General features: G+C 73.0%; 11 protein-coding genes, 1 tRNA gene and 1 pseudogene. 8 read left to right on the top strand and 5 right to left on the bottom strand.

All coding sequences use genetic code 11. The annotated features are described in order from the left end of the window. Positions 1-70: 70 nt before the first annotated feature. From ACI2K4_RS24945 to ACI2K4_RS24930, 4 genes are all read right to left on the bottom strand, one after another. Positions 71-146 (bottom strand) — tRNA-Arg (locus ACI2K4_RS24945). 91 nt (positions 147-237) lie between these two features. Continuing rightward, positions 238-705 (bottom strand): hypothetical protein, encoded by a 468-nt coding sequence (locus ACI2K4_RS24940; RefSeq protein ID WP_404514594.1) that lies wholly within the window; start codon positions 703-705, stop codon positions 238-240. Positions 706-1,250: 545 nt separating this feature from the next. Next, positions 1,251-1,502, bottom strand: a complete 252-nt coding sequence (locus ACI2K4_RS24935) for a hypothetical protein (protein ID WP_404514592.1) — start codon at positions 1,500-1,502, stop codon at positions 1,251-1,253. 152 nt (positions 1,503-1,654) lie between these two features. Beyond that, on the bottom strand, positions 1,655-2,848 hold the full coding sequence (locus ACI2K4_RS24930; RefSeq protein WP_404514590.1) for an alpha/beta hydrolase: 1,194 nt from the start codon (positions 2,846-2,848) through the stop codon (positions 1,655-1,657). 173 nt (positions 2,849-3,021) lie between these two features. On the opposite strand from ACI2K4_RS24930, the pseudogene ssb reads away from it, so the two are divergent. The 8 genes and pseudogenes from ssb to ACI2K4_RS24890 form a co-directional block, all read left to right on the top strand. Next, positions 3,022-3,460 (top strand): annotated as a pseudogene (gene ssb, locus ACI2K4_RS24925) (single-stranded DNA-binding protein); the annotation flags it as partial. A gap of 1,038 nt (positions 3,461-4,498) precedes the next feature. Continuing rightward, a complete protein-coding gene (locus tag ACI2K4_RS24920; protein ID WP_404514782.1) occupies positions 4,499-5,509 on the top strand; it encodes a cobalamin biosynthesis protein in 1,011 nt (336 codons plus the stop codon). Next, entirely contained in the window at positions 5,506-7,209 is a 1,704-nt protein-coding gene (locus ACI2K4_RS24915) for a cobyric acid synthase (RefSeq protein WP_404514588.1), read from the top strand. The genes ACI2K4_RS24920 and ACI2K4_RS24915 overlap by 4 nt, the downstream gene beginning before the upstream one ends. A gap of 87 nt (positions 7,210-7,296) precedes the next feature. Next, positions 7,297-8,043 carry a uridine kinase gene (locus ACI2K4_RS24910; RefSeq protein WP_404514586.1) on the top strand — a complete coding sequence of 249 codons (747 nt, stop codon included), beginning with the start codon at positions 7,297-7,299 and terminating at the stop codon, positions 8,041-8,043. An 85-nt stretch (positions 8,044-8,128) separates the two neighbouring features. Continuing rightward, positions 8,129-9,283: a M48 family metallopeptidase gene (locus ACI2K4_RS24905; protein ID WP_404514584.1), complete on the top strand. Its 1,155-nt coding sequence runs from the start codon at positions 8,129-8,131 to the stop codon at positions 9,281-9,283. Between the two features lie 183 nt (positions 9,284-9,466). Continuing rightward, entirely contained in the window at positions 9,467-10,834 is a 1,368-nt protein-coding gene (locus ACI2K4_RS24900) for a dipeptidase (protein ID WP_404514582.1), read from the top strand. A gap of 165 nt (positions 10,835-10,999) precedes the next feature. Next, complete coding sequence (locus tag ACI2K4_RS24895) at positions 11,000-11,206, top strand: hypothetical protein (RefSeq protein ID WP_404514580.1); 207 nt, start codon at positions 11,000-11,002, stop codon at positions 11,204-11,206. Positions 11,207-11,248: 42 nt separating this feature from the next. Next, positions 11,249-13,060, top strand: coding sequence for an ATP-dependent DNA ligase (locus ACI2K4_RS24890; protein ID WP_404514578.1), 1,812 nt, complete (start codon positions 11,249-11,251; stop codon positions 13,058-13,060). A 43-nt stretch (positions 13,061-13,103) separates the two neighbouring features. Here ACI2K4_RS24890 and ACI2K4_RS24885 read toward each other — a convergent pair whose 3' ends face one another. Beyond that, positions 13,104-13,934: an SURF1 family protein gene (locus tag ACI2K4_RS24885; RefSeq protein ID WP_404514576.1), complete on the bottom strand. Its 831-nt coding sequence runs from the start codon at positions 13,932-13,934 to the stop codon at positions 13,104-13,106. Between the last annotated feature and the right edge of the window lie 115 nt (positions 13,935-14,049).

The raw sequence follows: 14,049 nt of genomic DNA, 5'->3' as shown, positions 1-14,049 counted from the left end.
CGGGCCCTCGCGGGCGACCGTTGAGCGAGTCGCGTCCGCCTCGATGGACCGCGACTGACCTGCGATTTCCTGGTGCGCCCGGTAGGGATCGAACCTACGACCTTGGGATTAGAAGTCCCCTGCTCTATCCGCTGAGCTACGAGCGCCTGCTGTGGTGCGCGAGAAGGTTACCCGCGTCGCCGGAGCGTGTTTCCGGCTGGACGGGGGTCGCCGGCCCGGCCAGCACATACTAGGTTTTCACGGGTGCAGGTGACGAGCACCGAGTTTTTGCCGCTGCTGGTGTCGACCGTCGACGAGCAGCTCGGCGGGGACCACGTGCTCGACGAGTTCTCCGACGACATAGGTATCGCCTACTCCTTCGGCCCACCGTACGGTGAGCGCCTGGTGACGTGGGCGGACCTGGAGCGGAGCGGAGTCGGGCGGCGGGCGCTGCGGCGTACCGCGATGGAGAACCTGGATCTGGCGATGAACCGGTTGCGGATCTCCGGACAGCCACCGGCGTTGATGCTCTCCTTCGACGGCCTGGAGTCCAGCGTGCTGCTGGTCGACGAGTTCTGGGACGACCTGCAGCAGTCCGTCCCCGGTGAGCTGGTCATCGGCGTCCCGGCCCGGGACGTGGTGATCGTCACTGGTTCGCAGTCGCGCCCCGGTCGGGAGAAGGCTCGCCGTGCGGTGGACCGGGTCTTCTTCGCCGGCGATCCGCACCCGCTCAGCCGGGATCTGCTGGTGTGGCGGCAGGGAATGTGGCTGCCGTTCTACCCGGCTGCGCCGACGGCGACACCGTCGGCCGGTCCGGTCCCGGGCCGTCGTCCGGCACAACAAGCATCCCGTCCGCCGTACCAATCTCGGGCGCAGCGCCCCGCCCGCCCGGCCGACCCGTCCCGCCCGGCGGAGGTCTCCCGGTCGGTGGAGGATCGGCCCGAGTCGTCCCGCCCGGCGGAGGTCTCCCGCTTGGTGGAGGACCGCTCCGAGCCGTCGCGGTCGGCGGATCGGTCTGAGCTGTCGCGGTCGGCGGAAGACCGGCCGGGGTCGGGGCGGCGGTTGCGGTCGGTGGAGGACCCGCCGGTGTCGGCGCGGCCGTCATGGACGTCGTCGGACGAGGGGGCCGGGTCGGAGGCGGGATCGTCGTACCCGCCACCGCGGCGTCCGTCGTACCGGGCGCCGACGACAACCGGGTACGACCCATCGTCTTACGAGCCACCGTCGTACGACTTGCCGTCCTACGACCCGCTCGCGTACGAGTCATCCTCCTACGACCCGCCGTCGTACGAGTCGCCGTCATACGAGCAGTCGTCGTACGAGTCACCGGCGTACGAGCCGTCCGGGGGTGAGTCGTCGACGTACAACCTGCCACTCGGTCCCGAGCCGTTTGGTTCCGAGCCGTTCGGGCCCGAGCCGTTCGGGCCGAGGCCGGAGCCGTCGTACGAGTCGGAGCCGGAGCCGTCGTACCGGGTCGAGTCGTACCGGTCCAGGGCGGGGAGGACGGGGCAGTCGTCGTACAAGTCGTCGGCGGATCGAGCCGACCAGCGGGACGATCAGCATCGGGTCCCGGAGCGACCGGAACGTCGGACCTGGGCGGAGAGTGCGGAGCGTTCGGGCCGCGCGGACAGTGTCGAACCTCCGGGTCGTTCGGAACGTCCGGGCCGTGCGGAGGCTACGGAACGTCCGAGCCGGGTTGAGCGTTCCGGCCGTGCTGAACGTCCGGAGCGTTCGAGTCGGGCGGAGCGTCAGGGTCGAGCCGAGCGTTCGCCGCGAGGGGAGGGTTCGGAACGTCCGGTTCGTGGGGAGCGTCCGGATCGCCCAATGCGAGTGGTGCGGCCGGAGCCGGCCGAGCGACCCGAGCCGGAGTCAACGGAATCCGGTCCGGTGGTGCAGTGGTCGGAATCGCCGCAGCCGGGGGAGTTTGAGCGACGAAGGCGCCGACCCAACGATCCAACTCGCTGAAGACCCGCTGCCGAACGCTCGGGCCGGAGAGTGTCAGGTCGTGCAGGCCGCCGTCGAATCGGACCAGGGTTACGTGTCGTCCGAGCGCCGGTGCCCAGCGTGCCATGTCGGCGACGTTGAGTACGGAGTCCGCGAGGGTCGCCGATTCCTGCCACGCCGAGCGGCGGTAGCTCCGGGTGGAGGAGGCGAGCAGGACGGGTACGGATATGTCCAGTCCGCGCTGTACCCGCCGTTGGGCGCGACGGATCGCGGCCAGCCAACCCGCCCGGACCGGGAAACCGGCGAGCGGCTTCCAGGACAGGTCGTAACTCCACTCACCGCGGTGCTCGACGTGCAGGGTCTGGCCGTACACGGTGGAGAGGGTGATCGGGACGACCAGGTACGGCAGCCGCCGGGCGAGTTGACCGACGGCCGCCGCGAGCGGGCGACGGGCCAGCCAGGGCGCGTTCAGGTCGAAGAACGGGCTGTTGAGGAAAAGTCCGTCGACGATTCCCGCGTCCCGCCGCGCGTGCGCCCAGAGCGCCGCGAGTAGCCCACCGGTCGAATGCCCGTTGACCAGGAGGGTGTGGTGGCCGTCCTGGTCACGGATGATGCCGGCGGCGGCGTCGAGCTCGGGGAAGTACTCGTCTAGCTCCCGGCAGAAGTTGGGCGTCTGGTGCGGGAGCAGGCTGCGGCCGCACTTACGTAGGTCGAGCGCGTAGAAGTCCCAGCCGCGCTCGACGAAGAAGTCGGCCAGATGGGCCTGGAAGAAGTAGTCGGCGAAGCCGTGCAGGTAGAGCACGGCACGACCGGTCGGTCGTTCGGCACGTCGACTGACCAGGGTGGCCAACACCGGGCCTTCGTCGTCGTGCCCGAGATCGATCGTCTGGCATTCGTAGGGCCCGCCGAGCAGATCCGGTTCCACGGGTCGACGTTATCGCGCTCTAGCACATTCGCGCTTGATCAGGTCTTTGTCCACAGGGCTTCGGCTTCGTCCACAGCCGGGCTCGGAGCGGTGGCGCCGCTGGCGGTCGACGGAACACGCTCGTCGTCGAGTCGACTCGACGTGTGCAGGCTCGGAGAAGCTATGGAGGGAAGATGTTCGATACCTACGTGACCGTGGTGGGGAACGTGCTCACCGCCCCGGAGTGGCGACGTACCACCCAGAGCGGAACGCTGGTGACCAACTTCAAGGTCGCCTCAACCTCCCGTCGTCTGGACCGCGAGAGCGGGCGCTGGGTCGACGGCAACAGCCTGCGGGTTCGGGTGAACTGTTGGCGCAAGCTCGCCGAGGGCGTCGCCTCCTCGGTGATGACCGGCGACCCGGTGGTCGTGGTCGGCCGGATGTACACCCGTGACTGGGTCGACGACGCCGGCAACCACCGCACCATGTACGAGATGGAGGCCGTCGCCGTCGGCCACGACCTCTCGCGCGGGCGGGGCCAGTTCGCCCGTAACCGTCCCACCACGACGACCAGTTCGGTCGAGGACGCCGAGGCCGATTACCGGGTGCACGGCGAGGCCACCGAACCGGTCTCCGTCGGGCAGGCCCCGGCCCGGCCCGACGGCCAGGGGGCGGAGGACGACCGCGGGCGCGTGCCGGTCCCGATCGCACCCGCACCCGGCTACGCGCCCGTCGCTGGTCTCGTTCCCGGAACCGGTCACGTTCCCGGAACCGGTCACGTTCCCGGAACCGGTCACGTTCCCGGAACCGGTCACGTTCCCGGAACCGGTCACGTCACCGACGGGGGTCACCTGCCCGGAGCCGGTCACCTGCCCGTTCCCGATTACCCGCCCATGCTCGGATCGCCGGACGACGAGCAGACCTCGCGGACGTTCCTGACCCTCCGCGACGAATTGCCCGGCCTGCCGCCGCACGCCGGGTTCGCTCCCGTCGCGGACCGGACCGCCGCCACAGGGCAGGCGGCTGGTGCGGAGCGGACGACCGTCGCAGGGCGGGCCGGCGTCGCAGGGCGAGCCGCTCTCGCGGAGCGGGCAGAACTCGCTGACGGGCTGATCGGCGGGTCGACCGGTGAGGATCTGGCGGATCGGACGGAGCCGTCGGTTTGGCCGGCGGCGGCCGTACCGCGGTCGCTGGACGCGCCGGGGCCGGCGGTCGGTCGCGACGTGGTGGACGAGCCGGATTCGGCGGTTGGCCGGGGGCCGGTGGACCAGCCGGAGCCGGTGGACGAGCCGGAGTCGGTGGGCGAGCCGGAGTCGACCGAGCGGGCGGGGAAGAAGGAGCCCGTGGGGCCGGACGACGACGAGTTTTCCGGAGGCGGGCCGGTGGCGGGGCCGGGTGGCGGGGCCGCACCGGCGGGTCGCGGCCGGCGTGGGCGGAGCAGGGTGCCCGTACCGGCCTGACCGGTCGGGGCGATCGGCTCGTGCGAGCCACCATGGCCCATGAGCGGCGCGACGGGCGGTGGGGTGGCGGGCACCGTACGACCGCCCGCCTCCCCGCCGTGCCGGCCGTCTGGCTAGGCTGCCGCCGGGGGTGATCGGCGTGCGACCGGAGACGATCATTGGTCGGGCCGGGCGACGGGGCGCGGGGAGCGCGGCGCGGTCGCGGGCCGGGATGAACGAGGCGTGGCTGGAGAGCGGCACGGCCAACGCGGTCGGGCTGGCCGCAGGCTACGCGCTCGACGCGATCTTCGGTGACCCGCGACGGCTGCATCCGGTGGCTGGATTCGGACAGGCCGCATCCGCGCTGGAGGCCCGGCTCTACCGACCGACCCGGTCGGCCGGTGTCGGGTACGCGGCGTTGGCGGTGGGCGTACCCGTGCTGGTCGCGGTGGCCGCCACGACGGCCACCCGGCACCGGCCGCTGGCCCGGGCGGCGTTGGTCGCGGCCGGCACCTGGACCGTGCTCGGCGGGCGGACCCTGCGGCACGAGGCGACGCTGATGGGCCGGGCACTGCGTCAGGGTGACCTGCCGGCGGCCCGGGGCCGGTTGGGCCACCTCTGTGGGCGGGACCCGTCAATGCTCGACGAGCCCGAACTGGCCCGCGCCACGGTCGAGTCGGTGGCCGAGAACACCTCCGACGCGGTGGTCGCGCCCCTGCTCTGGGGGGCGGTGGCGGGACTGCCCGGCCTGGTCGGTTACCGCGCGGCGAACACCCTGGACGCGATGGTCGGGCACCGGTCGCCACGGTACGCCCGCTTCGGCACCGCGGCCGCCCGCCTCGACGACTTGCTCAACCTGGTGCCGTCCCGGCTGACCGCGTTGCTCACCATCGCATCCGCCCCGTCCGTACGCGGGGACCGTGACCGGGCCTGGCGGATCTGGCGTCGGGACCGGAACGATCATCCCAGCCCCAACGCGGGACAGTGCGAGTCGGCCATGGCGGGCGCCCTCGGGGTACGGCTCGGTGGCCGCAACGTCTACTTCGGGCGCTCGGAGGTACGTCCCTTCCTCGGTGACGGACCTCGTCCGGAGGCGCGTCACATCCGCCGGGCCGCTCGGCTCTCCGGCACGGTCGGGCTGGGCGCGCTCGGCGTCGCGGTGACGTACACCCTGACCGCCCGACCCCGACGGGCGCTGCTCGGCGCGGTGGCCCGGCTGGTCCGCGCACGGGGGCGCGGATGAGCGGGGGACTGCTCGTCGCCGGCACCACGTCGGACGCGGGCAAGAGCGTGCTGACCGCCGGCATCTGCCGGTGGCTGCTCCGGCGCGGTGTCCGGGTGGCTCCGTTCAAGGCGCAGAACATGTCCAACAACTCGGCGGTGGTGATCGGCCCGGACGGGCGGGGTGGTGAGATCGGACGAGCCCAGGCGATGCAGGCAGCGGCCTGCGGACTCGCCCCCGACCTGCGCTTCAACCCGGTGCTGCTCAAGCCCGGCAGCGACCTGTCCAGCCAGGTCGTGCTGCTCGGCGAGGCGCTGCGCGAGCCGACCTCGCTCTCCGGATCGTTGTCCGGGTCGAGAATTGGACCGGGGATCGGACCGGAGACCGGGTCGGCAATCGGGTCGGGGACCGGGTCGAGCGGTGGGGCGGGGAGCGGACCGGCGACGGGCGCCGTACCGGGTCAGCGGACCCGGGCCACGTCGATCACCGCGACCAACTTCCGGGAACTGCGTCCCCGGCTGGCCCGGACCGCCTTCGCCGCCCTGGCCGAACTGCGCGCCGAGTACGACGTGGTTGTCTGCGAGGGCGCCGGGAGTCCGGCCGAGATCAACCTGCGGGACACCGACTACGTCAACATGGGCCTGGCCCGGCACGCCACACTCCCCACCATCGTGGTCGCGGACATCGACCGGGGTGGCGTCTTCGCGTCGCTCTTCGGCACCGTCGCCCTGCTCGACCCGGCCGACCAGGCACTCGTCGCCGGGTTCGTGATCAACAAGTTCCGGGGTGATCTCGGGCTGCTCCAGCCCGGAATCGACATGCTCGCCCGGGTCACCGGCCGGCCGACGTACGGGGTGCTGCCCTGGGACCGCGACCTGTGGCTGGACGCCGAGGACTCACTCGCGTACGACCGGCTGCTCGGTCGGCCGGCGCCACCGCGCGGCACCGAATGGCTGGACGTGGCCGTGGTCCGGTTGCCCCGCATCTCCAACGCGACCGATCTGGAGGCGCTCGCCACCGAGCCGGGCGTACGGGTCCGGCTCACCGTCGAGCCGAGCGAACTCGCCGCAGCCGACCTGGTGGTGCTCCCCGGGACCAAGTCCACGGTGGATGACCTGGCCTGGCTGCGCCGTACCGGCCTGGCCGACGCGGTGCTCGCGCACGCCCGGGCCGGCCGACCGCTGCTCGGCATCTGCGGCGGGTTCCAGATGCTCGCCCGGAGCATCCACGACGAGGTCGAGAGCGGGCGCGGCACGGTGGAGGCGCTCGGCCTGCTGCCGACGGAGATCGCCTTCGACCCGCGCAAGACGGTGACCCGCTCGGTCGGCTCCGCCTACGGAACGCTCCCGGTGCACGGCTACGAGATCCACCACGGGTACGTCTCCCACGCCGACCCGGACCTGCCGCCCCTGCTGACGTACGCAGACGGGCGGGCGGAGGGGGCGAGTCACGGCGCGGTCCTCGGCACCCACTGGCACGGGGCCTTCGAGTCCGACGGGTTCCGCCGCCGGTTCCTGAGCGAGGTGGCCCGGCTGGCCGGTCGGCACGGCTTCCGGATCGCACCGGACACCTCCTTCGCCGCCGCCCGGGAACGCACCCTGGACCTGCTCGGCGACATGGTCGAGGAACACCTGGACACCGAGGCACTGTGGCGGCTGGTCGAGGTCGGCCCGCCGGGCGGTCTTCCCTTCATCCCGCCCGGTGCGCCACCGACCACCTGATTCATCCGGATACGCCCTGGACCGCTGGCGCCTCCGAACGGTGTTGTCCCCGTCCGACCGGGCGGGTGCTGGCGGTAACGTGCCGGGGTGGCCGAGTGGGTGGAGTCGTTTCCGGAACTCGCCCGGCGGATCGTGGACCGTCCGGCGCGGCTCGGGCGTACCCGACTGGTGGCGGTCGACGGGCCCAGCGGGTCCGGCAAGACCGTCTTCGCGGAGCGCCTCGCCGCCGCGCTGACCGTGCTCACCGCCCTCCCGGACCGGGCCGCCCTCCCGGACCGGGCCGCCCTCCCGGACCGGGCCGCCCTCCCGGACCAGGCTGCCTTCACGGACCAGCCTGTCGGGGTGACGGCGGGGCGGGAGGCGGTGGGGCGGGTGCCGGTGGTGCATACGGACGACCTGCTCGCCGGCTGGGCGGACCAGATCAGCTTCTGGTCGAGGCTGGAGGAGTGGGTGCTGACCCCGTTGCGCTCGGGGCTGCCGGGGCGCTACCGCCGCTACGACTGGAACCGGGGGCAGTTCGATCCGGAATGGGTGCCGGTGCCGGCGGCACCGGTGGTGGTGCTCGAAGGGGTGAGTAGCAGCCGGCTCGGGATCGCCCCGGAGTTGACGTTCGCTGTCTTCGTGACCGCGCCGCCCCGGCTGCGGCTGGACCGGGTGCTGTCCCGGGACGGGGCGGAGACGTTGCCGTACCTGACGCGATGGCGACAGGGTGAGCGCCGGCACTTCGGCGCGGACGCCACCGCCGACCGGGCGGATCTTGTGGTCGACGGCGCGCCCGATGGGTACCGGACTCCCGTCGTCGACCCGGAAATCCACTACGTTCGATTGGCCTGAGTGGCATGTCCGGCCCATGGACGGCGGCGGATCGCTACGGCACCATCGCAGGGTAGGCCGACGGAACGTCGACGGGGAGTGCGCCATGACAACAGCCGGTGAGGGTGCGCCGACCGCCCGGGCCCGGAGCCGGGTGGTGTTGACCGGGATCAGTTCGCGGGCTTGGGAGCATCCCGCCGATCGGGGCGCCCTGACCGCGCTCCGCGAGCTGCGCGGTTTCGACGAGGTGGTCCGGTCGTTCGTCGGAATGTGGAACGAGCGCGGTTTCCGCCTCTCCCACCTGGCCACCGGGATCCGGGTCGACCACCGCCAGTATCCCGGGGTCTACCAGCGCTTCACCGAGGCGGCCAGCACGCTCGACCTGGTCGAGCTGCCCGAGCTGTACGTCACCCAGTCGCCCTGGCTCAACGCCGAGGCGATCGGGCTGGACCGCCCGTTTGTCACCCTCAGCTCCGCCTGCGTGCAGCAGCTCGACGACGACGAACTGCGCTGCCTGCTCGGCCACGAACTCGGGCACATCGGCAGCGGGCACGCGGTCTACAAGACCATCCTGTCCATCCTGACCCGGTGGGCGGCCAGCCTGAGCTGGCTGCCGGTCGGCGCGATCGCGCTGCGCGGGATCATCGCGGCGATGCTCGAATGGTGGCGCAAGGCCGAACTCTCCGGTGACCGGGCCGGGCTGCTCGCCGGACAGGATCCGGCCGCCGCGCTGCGCCTGCTGATGAAGATGGCCGGCGGTGGGGACCTGTCGCAGGTCGATACCACCGCCTTCCTGGAACAGGCGGCCGAGTACGACGGCGGTGGCGACCTGCGGGACAGCTTCCACAAGATCAGGATGACGGCGTGGAGCACGCACCCGGTGCCGGTGGCCCGGGCGTCCCAGTTGCGGCACTGGGTCGACCAGGGCGGCTACGGGCAGGTGCTGGCGGGGGAGTACCCCCGGCGGGCGGACGACCGGGCCGCCTCGGTGACCGAGGAGGTCCGGGCGGCGGCGGCCTCCTACCGGGAGGCGTTCGGCCGGAGTCAGGATCCGCTGGTCGGCCTGCTGCGTCGGCTCGGTGACGGCGCGACCGATCTCGGCGACTGGGCCGGTGGCAGTGCTGATCGGGCCCGCTCCTGGATGGGTGCCGCCGGCGAGGCCGCCACCCGCGCCGCCACCCGTTCCCGCCGCCCCACCCCCACCCCCACCCCCACCCCCGACGACCACCCCACCCCCGACCCGACCACCCCCACCCCCTGACCCCCTCCCCCCACCCCCTGACCCCCCCCACCCCCTCGCCGATCTAGGGCAAATCGCCGCGGGACAGTGATCAACTCAGGTGGATCCGCCCTAGATCGCCGAGGGGTGGGGTGGGAGGAGGGGGTGGGGCGGGGTGGGCGGTCGGGGGGCGAGGGGCGGTAGGGCGGGCCTACGATGCCGGTCATGACCAGACCGATCTTCACCGAGGCCGGCTTGCGGGCCGCGATCGAGCGGGAACTGCCGGGCGTCCAGGCCGACCTCGAGCGTCTCGTCCGGATTCCCGGCATCGCGTTCGACGGCTTCGACCACTCACACGTGGAGCGTTCCGCCGAGGCCGTCGCCGAACTGTTGCGTGGCTGCTCGCTCGACGTACGCATCGTGCGCTCCGGCGGGCAGCCGGCGGTCATCGGCCGGCGGGCCGCGCCGCCCGGGGCTCCGACGGTGCTGCTCTACGCCCATCATGACGTCCAGCCCGTCGGTGACCGCACCCTCTGGGAGAGCGACCCGTTCGAGCCGGTGGAGCGCGACGGCCGTCTCTACGGGCGGGGCGCGGCCGACGACAAGGCTGGCATCATGGCGCACGTCGCCGCGCTGCGCGCGTTCGGCGACGACCTGCCGGTCGGGGTGGTCCTGTTCATCGAGGGCGAGGAGGAGTTCGGCTCGGACTCGCTGGAGCGGCTGCTCCGGGAGCACCGCGACGAGATCGCCTCGGACGTGATCGTGATCGCCGACTCGGGCAACTGGGACATCGGCGTACCGGCGCTGACCACCTCGTTGCGCGGCATCGTGAACTGCTTCGTCGAGATCCGTACGCTCGACCACGCGGTGCACAGCGGCATGTTCGGCGGGGCGGTGCCGGACGCGCTGACCGCCCTGACCCGGCTGCTCGCCACGCTGCACGACGACGCCGGTGACGTGGCCGTGGACGGACTGGTCAGCAAGGGCGGCGCGACCGTCGACTACCCGGAGGACCGGCTCCGGCACGAGTCCGGGCTGCTGGACAACGTCTCGTTCATCGGCACCGGCCGGCTCACCGACCGGATCTGGACCAAGCCCGCGCTCGCCATCCTGGCCATCGACGCGCCTCCCACCGCCGGTGCGCCGAACGCCCTGGTCCCGGCCGCCAAGGCCAAGATCAGCGTACGGCTGGCGCCCGGCGACGACCCGAAGCGGGCGTACGCCGCCCTTCGGGCGCACCTGGAGAAGCACGCCCCGTGGGGTACGACGGCGGTCGTCACGATCGAACACGACGGTGACCCGTGCGTGATCGACGCCTCGGGACCGTACTTCGACGCGGCCCGGGGCGCCTTCGAGGCGGCCTGGGACGGGGTCCGCCCGGTCGACATCGGGGTGGGCGGCTCGATCCCGTTCATCGCGACCTTCCAGGAGATGTTCCCGCAGGCGGCGGTCCTGGTGACCGGGGTGGAGGACCCGTACGCGCGGGCGCACGGGCCGAACGAGAGCCTGCACCTCGGCGAGTTCGCCCGGGTCTGCCTCGCCGAGACCCTGCTGCTGGCGAAGGTCGCGGAGGTGGCCGCCGAGGCGGCGTGAGTGTCCACCGGGACGACACCGGGGCCGCGGTCGGCATCCTCCTGACCGCGGCCCCGGTTTCCATCGCGGGTGTGGTTCGGCCGGGGTGGAGGAAGTCGCGACTCGCGCCGACACGATGGGCGAAGTTCGTGCGTACGTCCCGACTCGTGCAGTAAGGTTTCGAACATGAGTACGAACGAGGCGATTACGCGGCTCGACGCCGCTGTCAGTGCTCTGGGGGACGTCAACGTCTCCGCGTGGTCCGAGGAGACATTGAAGGACCAGCTCGGCGAGCTTTCCAGCGTTCTCTGCGCGCTCGACGCGCTGCTCTCCCGGGTCGCCGACGAGGTGCGGGCCCGGGGGTTGCGGATCGAGGAGCCGATCTCCGCATAGCTTCACCAGCGTTTTGTCGGCGGTGGCTGTCAGGATGGGGACGTGCGGTTCCTCGACCTGGCGGCCACCTCGGCCGCCGTCAGCGCCACCTCCGGCCGGCGGGCCAAGGTCGAGCTGCTGGCCGCCGCGCTCCGGGGCCTCGCCCCGGACGAGATAACGGCGGGCTCCGCCTACCTCGCCGGCGAGCTGCGTCAGCGGCAGACCGGCGTGGGCTACGCCAGCCTGCGTGACCTGCCGCCACCGGCGGAGCAGCCGGTGCTGACCGTGGCCGACGTGGATACCGCGATAGACCGGATCGCCGCCGTCTCCGGGGCCGGCTCCCAGGCCCGCCGCCGCGACCTTCTCGGCCGGCTCTTCGCCGCCGCCACGGTCGACGAGCAGCGACTGCTGATCGGGCTGTTCAACGGCGAGCTGCGCCAGGGTGCACAGGCGGGGCTGCTGGCCGACGCCATCGCCCGCGCCGCCGAGGTGCCGCTGCCGGCCGTACGCCGTGCTCTGCTGCTCGCCGGGGACCTGAAGGCGGTCGCCACGACGGCGCTGACCGGCGGCGCCGCGGCGCTCGGTGAGATCACCCTGCGGGTCGGCCGTCCACTCGCCCCGATGCTCGCGCAGAGCGCGCCCACGGTGGACGAGGCCCTGACCGCCACCGGCACGCCGGCCGTGGTGGACGTCAAGCTCGACGGTATCCGGATCCAGGTGCACCGCTCGGGGGGCGAGATCGCCGTCTTCACCCGCAGCCTCGACGAGATCACCTCCCGGGTGCCCGAGGTGGTCGCCGCCGTCCGCGCGCTGCCCGCCCGCGAACTCGTGCTCGACGGCGAGGCGATCGCACTCGACGCCACCGGCCGTCCCCGGCCGTTCCAGGAGACGGCGGCCAGGGCGGCTACCCGGGGCACGGCTGCCCGGGGCACGGCTGCCCGGGGCACGGCTGCCCGGGGCACGACCGGCCGGCGGGCGGCCGGACCGAGTCCCACCGCCGGCCTCTCCACCGAGGTCACCGCCGAGCAGTCGGAGACCGAGCCGGTCCGCTCCTTCGGCGCCGCGCCGGTCGGTCCGGCCACCCCGGCACACCCGGGCACCGGACGGGAGGCGCCCACCCCGGCCGGGCCGGCACCGGCCCAGTTGCCGGCCCCGGAGCGTCCCGCCCCGGCCGCCCCGGCGGTCCGGGCCGCCGCCGAGAGCGTCGGCGCCAGCGTGCTCACCCCGTACTTCTTCGACCTGCTGCACCTCGACGGCACGGACCTGCTCGACGCCCCGGGCCGGGAGCGCTGGGCGGCCCTGGCCGGGACGGTCGCCGCGCCGCACCTGGTCGGCCGGGTGACCGTGGAGAGTGTGCTGGCCGCCTCGGACGCGTTCGCCGCCGCGCTCGACGCCGGTCAGGAGGGCGTCGTGGTCAAGTCACCGGAGGCGCCCTACGAGGCGGGGCGGCGCGGTGGCGGCTGGATCAAGGTCAAGCCCCGGCACACCCTGGACCTGGTGGTGCTCGCGGTGGAGTGGGGCAGCGGCCGGCGGCGGGGCTGGTTGTCGAACCTGCACCTCGGCGCGCGCGACCCGGACACCGGCGGGTTCGTGATGCTCGGCAAGACCTTCAAGGGGCTCACCGACGAGTTGCTGCGCTGGCAGACCGAGCGCTTCCTGGGGTTGGCGGTCGAGCGCGGCGACTGGGTGGTCCGGGTCCGGCCCGAGCAGGTGGTGGAGATCGCCTTCGACGGGGTGCAGACCAGTTCCCGCTATCCGGGCGGGATGGCGTTGCGGTTCGCCCGGGTGGTCCGCTACCGCGACGACAAGAGCGCCGCCGAGGCGGACACCGTGGACATGGTCCGAGCCATCCGCGACGGCCGGGTCAGCGGCTGAACCGTGGACGACGCTGTGGAGATCGCCGCCCGTGCCGGCGCGGTCAGGCGGGCGTGCTCGGGCTGGGCTCGGCGGCCCGGTCCCGGCTGAGCGGGCTGCCGTCGCCCGCCTTGGTCCGGCTGTCGCCGAGCGCCTCCCGGCGGGCCAGCCAGCCGAAGCCGTAGAGGGTCATCAGCGCGAACAGCCACCACTGGACCACGTAACCGGCGTTCTGCCAGTTGTTCTCGTGCTGGATCGGCACCGCCGCGAAAACCGGGTCGGCCGCCGGGGTCTGCTCGTCCAGCAGCAGGTACGCGCCGTAGAGCGGGTACGGCAACTCGCCGGCGAGCCGGGGCACGGCGATCCGCCTGGTCTCCAGCCGGCCGTCCCGACGCTCGACCGCGCCCGGCTTGCTCTCCGACATGTGCACCCGCCCCACCACGGTCACCTGCCCCGACGGGGTGGCCGGGAGCTGGGGCCGGGCGGTGGCCGAACCGGGCGGCGGCGGGACCCAGCCGTGGTCGACCAGGACCGCGCTGCCGTCGTCCATCAGCAGTGGGGTGACCACCTCGAAGCCGACCTTGCCGTCGACCGTACGGCCGCGTACGACGATGGTGTTGCCGCTGTCGTACCGCCCGGTCACGGTGACCCGGGTCCAGGCGTCCTCCTTCGCCGGGGCGGGTCCCGCCACCCCGGCCGCCCCGCCCGCCGTCGGCATCACCTCGGCCAGCGGGGCCGGTGCCACCCGGTCGGCGGCGTCGATCCGTTCGTTGATCGCGGACCGCTCCCGGTACCGACTGAGCTGCCAGTTGCCGAGCAGCACCATCACCGTCGCCGCGGCCAGCGTCAGGGCGAGGATGCCCAGCCAGCGTGGGGTGAGCAGGAAGCGGTACACGACATGAGATTACCCGTGTGACCGCAGCCACTACGCTGGCGCCCGGATCGGCGGCCGGCACGTGTCCCCGACGCCCGGTATCGTCACGGCCGGCGAACCGGTGCCGGCTTGGCCC

The sequence above is a fragment of the Micromonospora sp. NPDC050397 genome, assembly GCF_044901685.1.
Classification (GTDB): domain Bacteria; phylum Actinomycetota; class Actinomycetes; order Mycobacteriales; family Micromonosporaceae; genus Micromonospora_G.
This window is presented reverse-complemented; position numbering and strand designations above follow the sequence as displayed.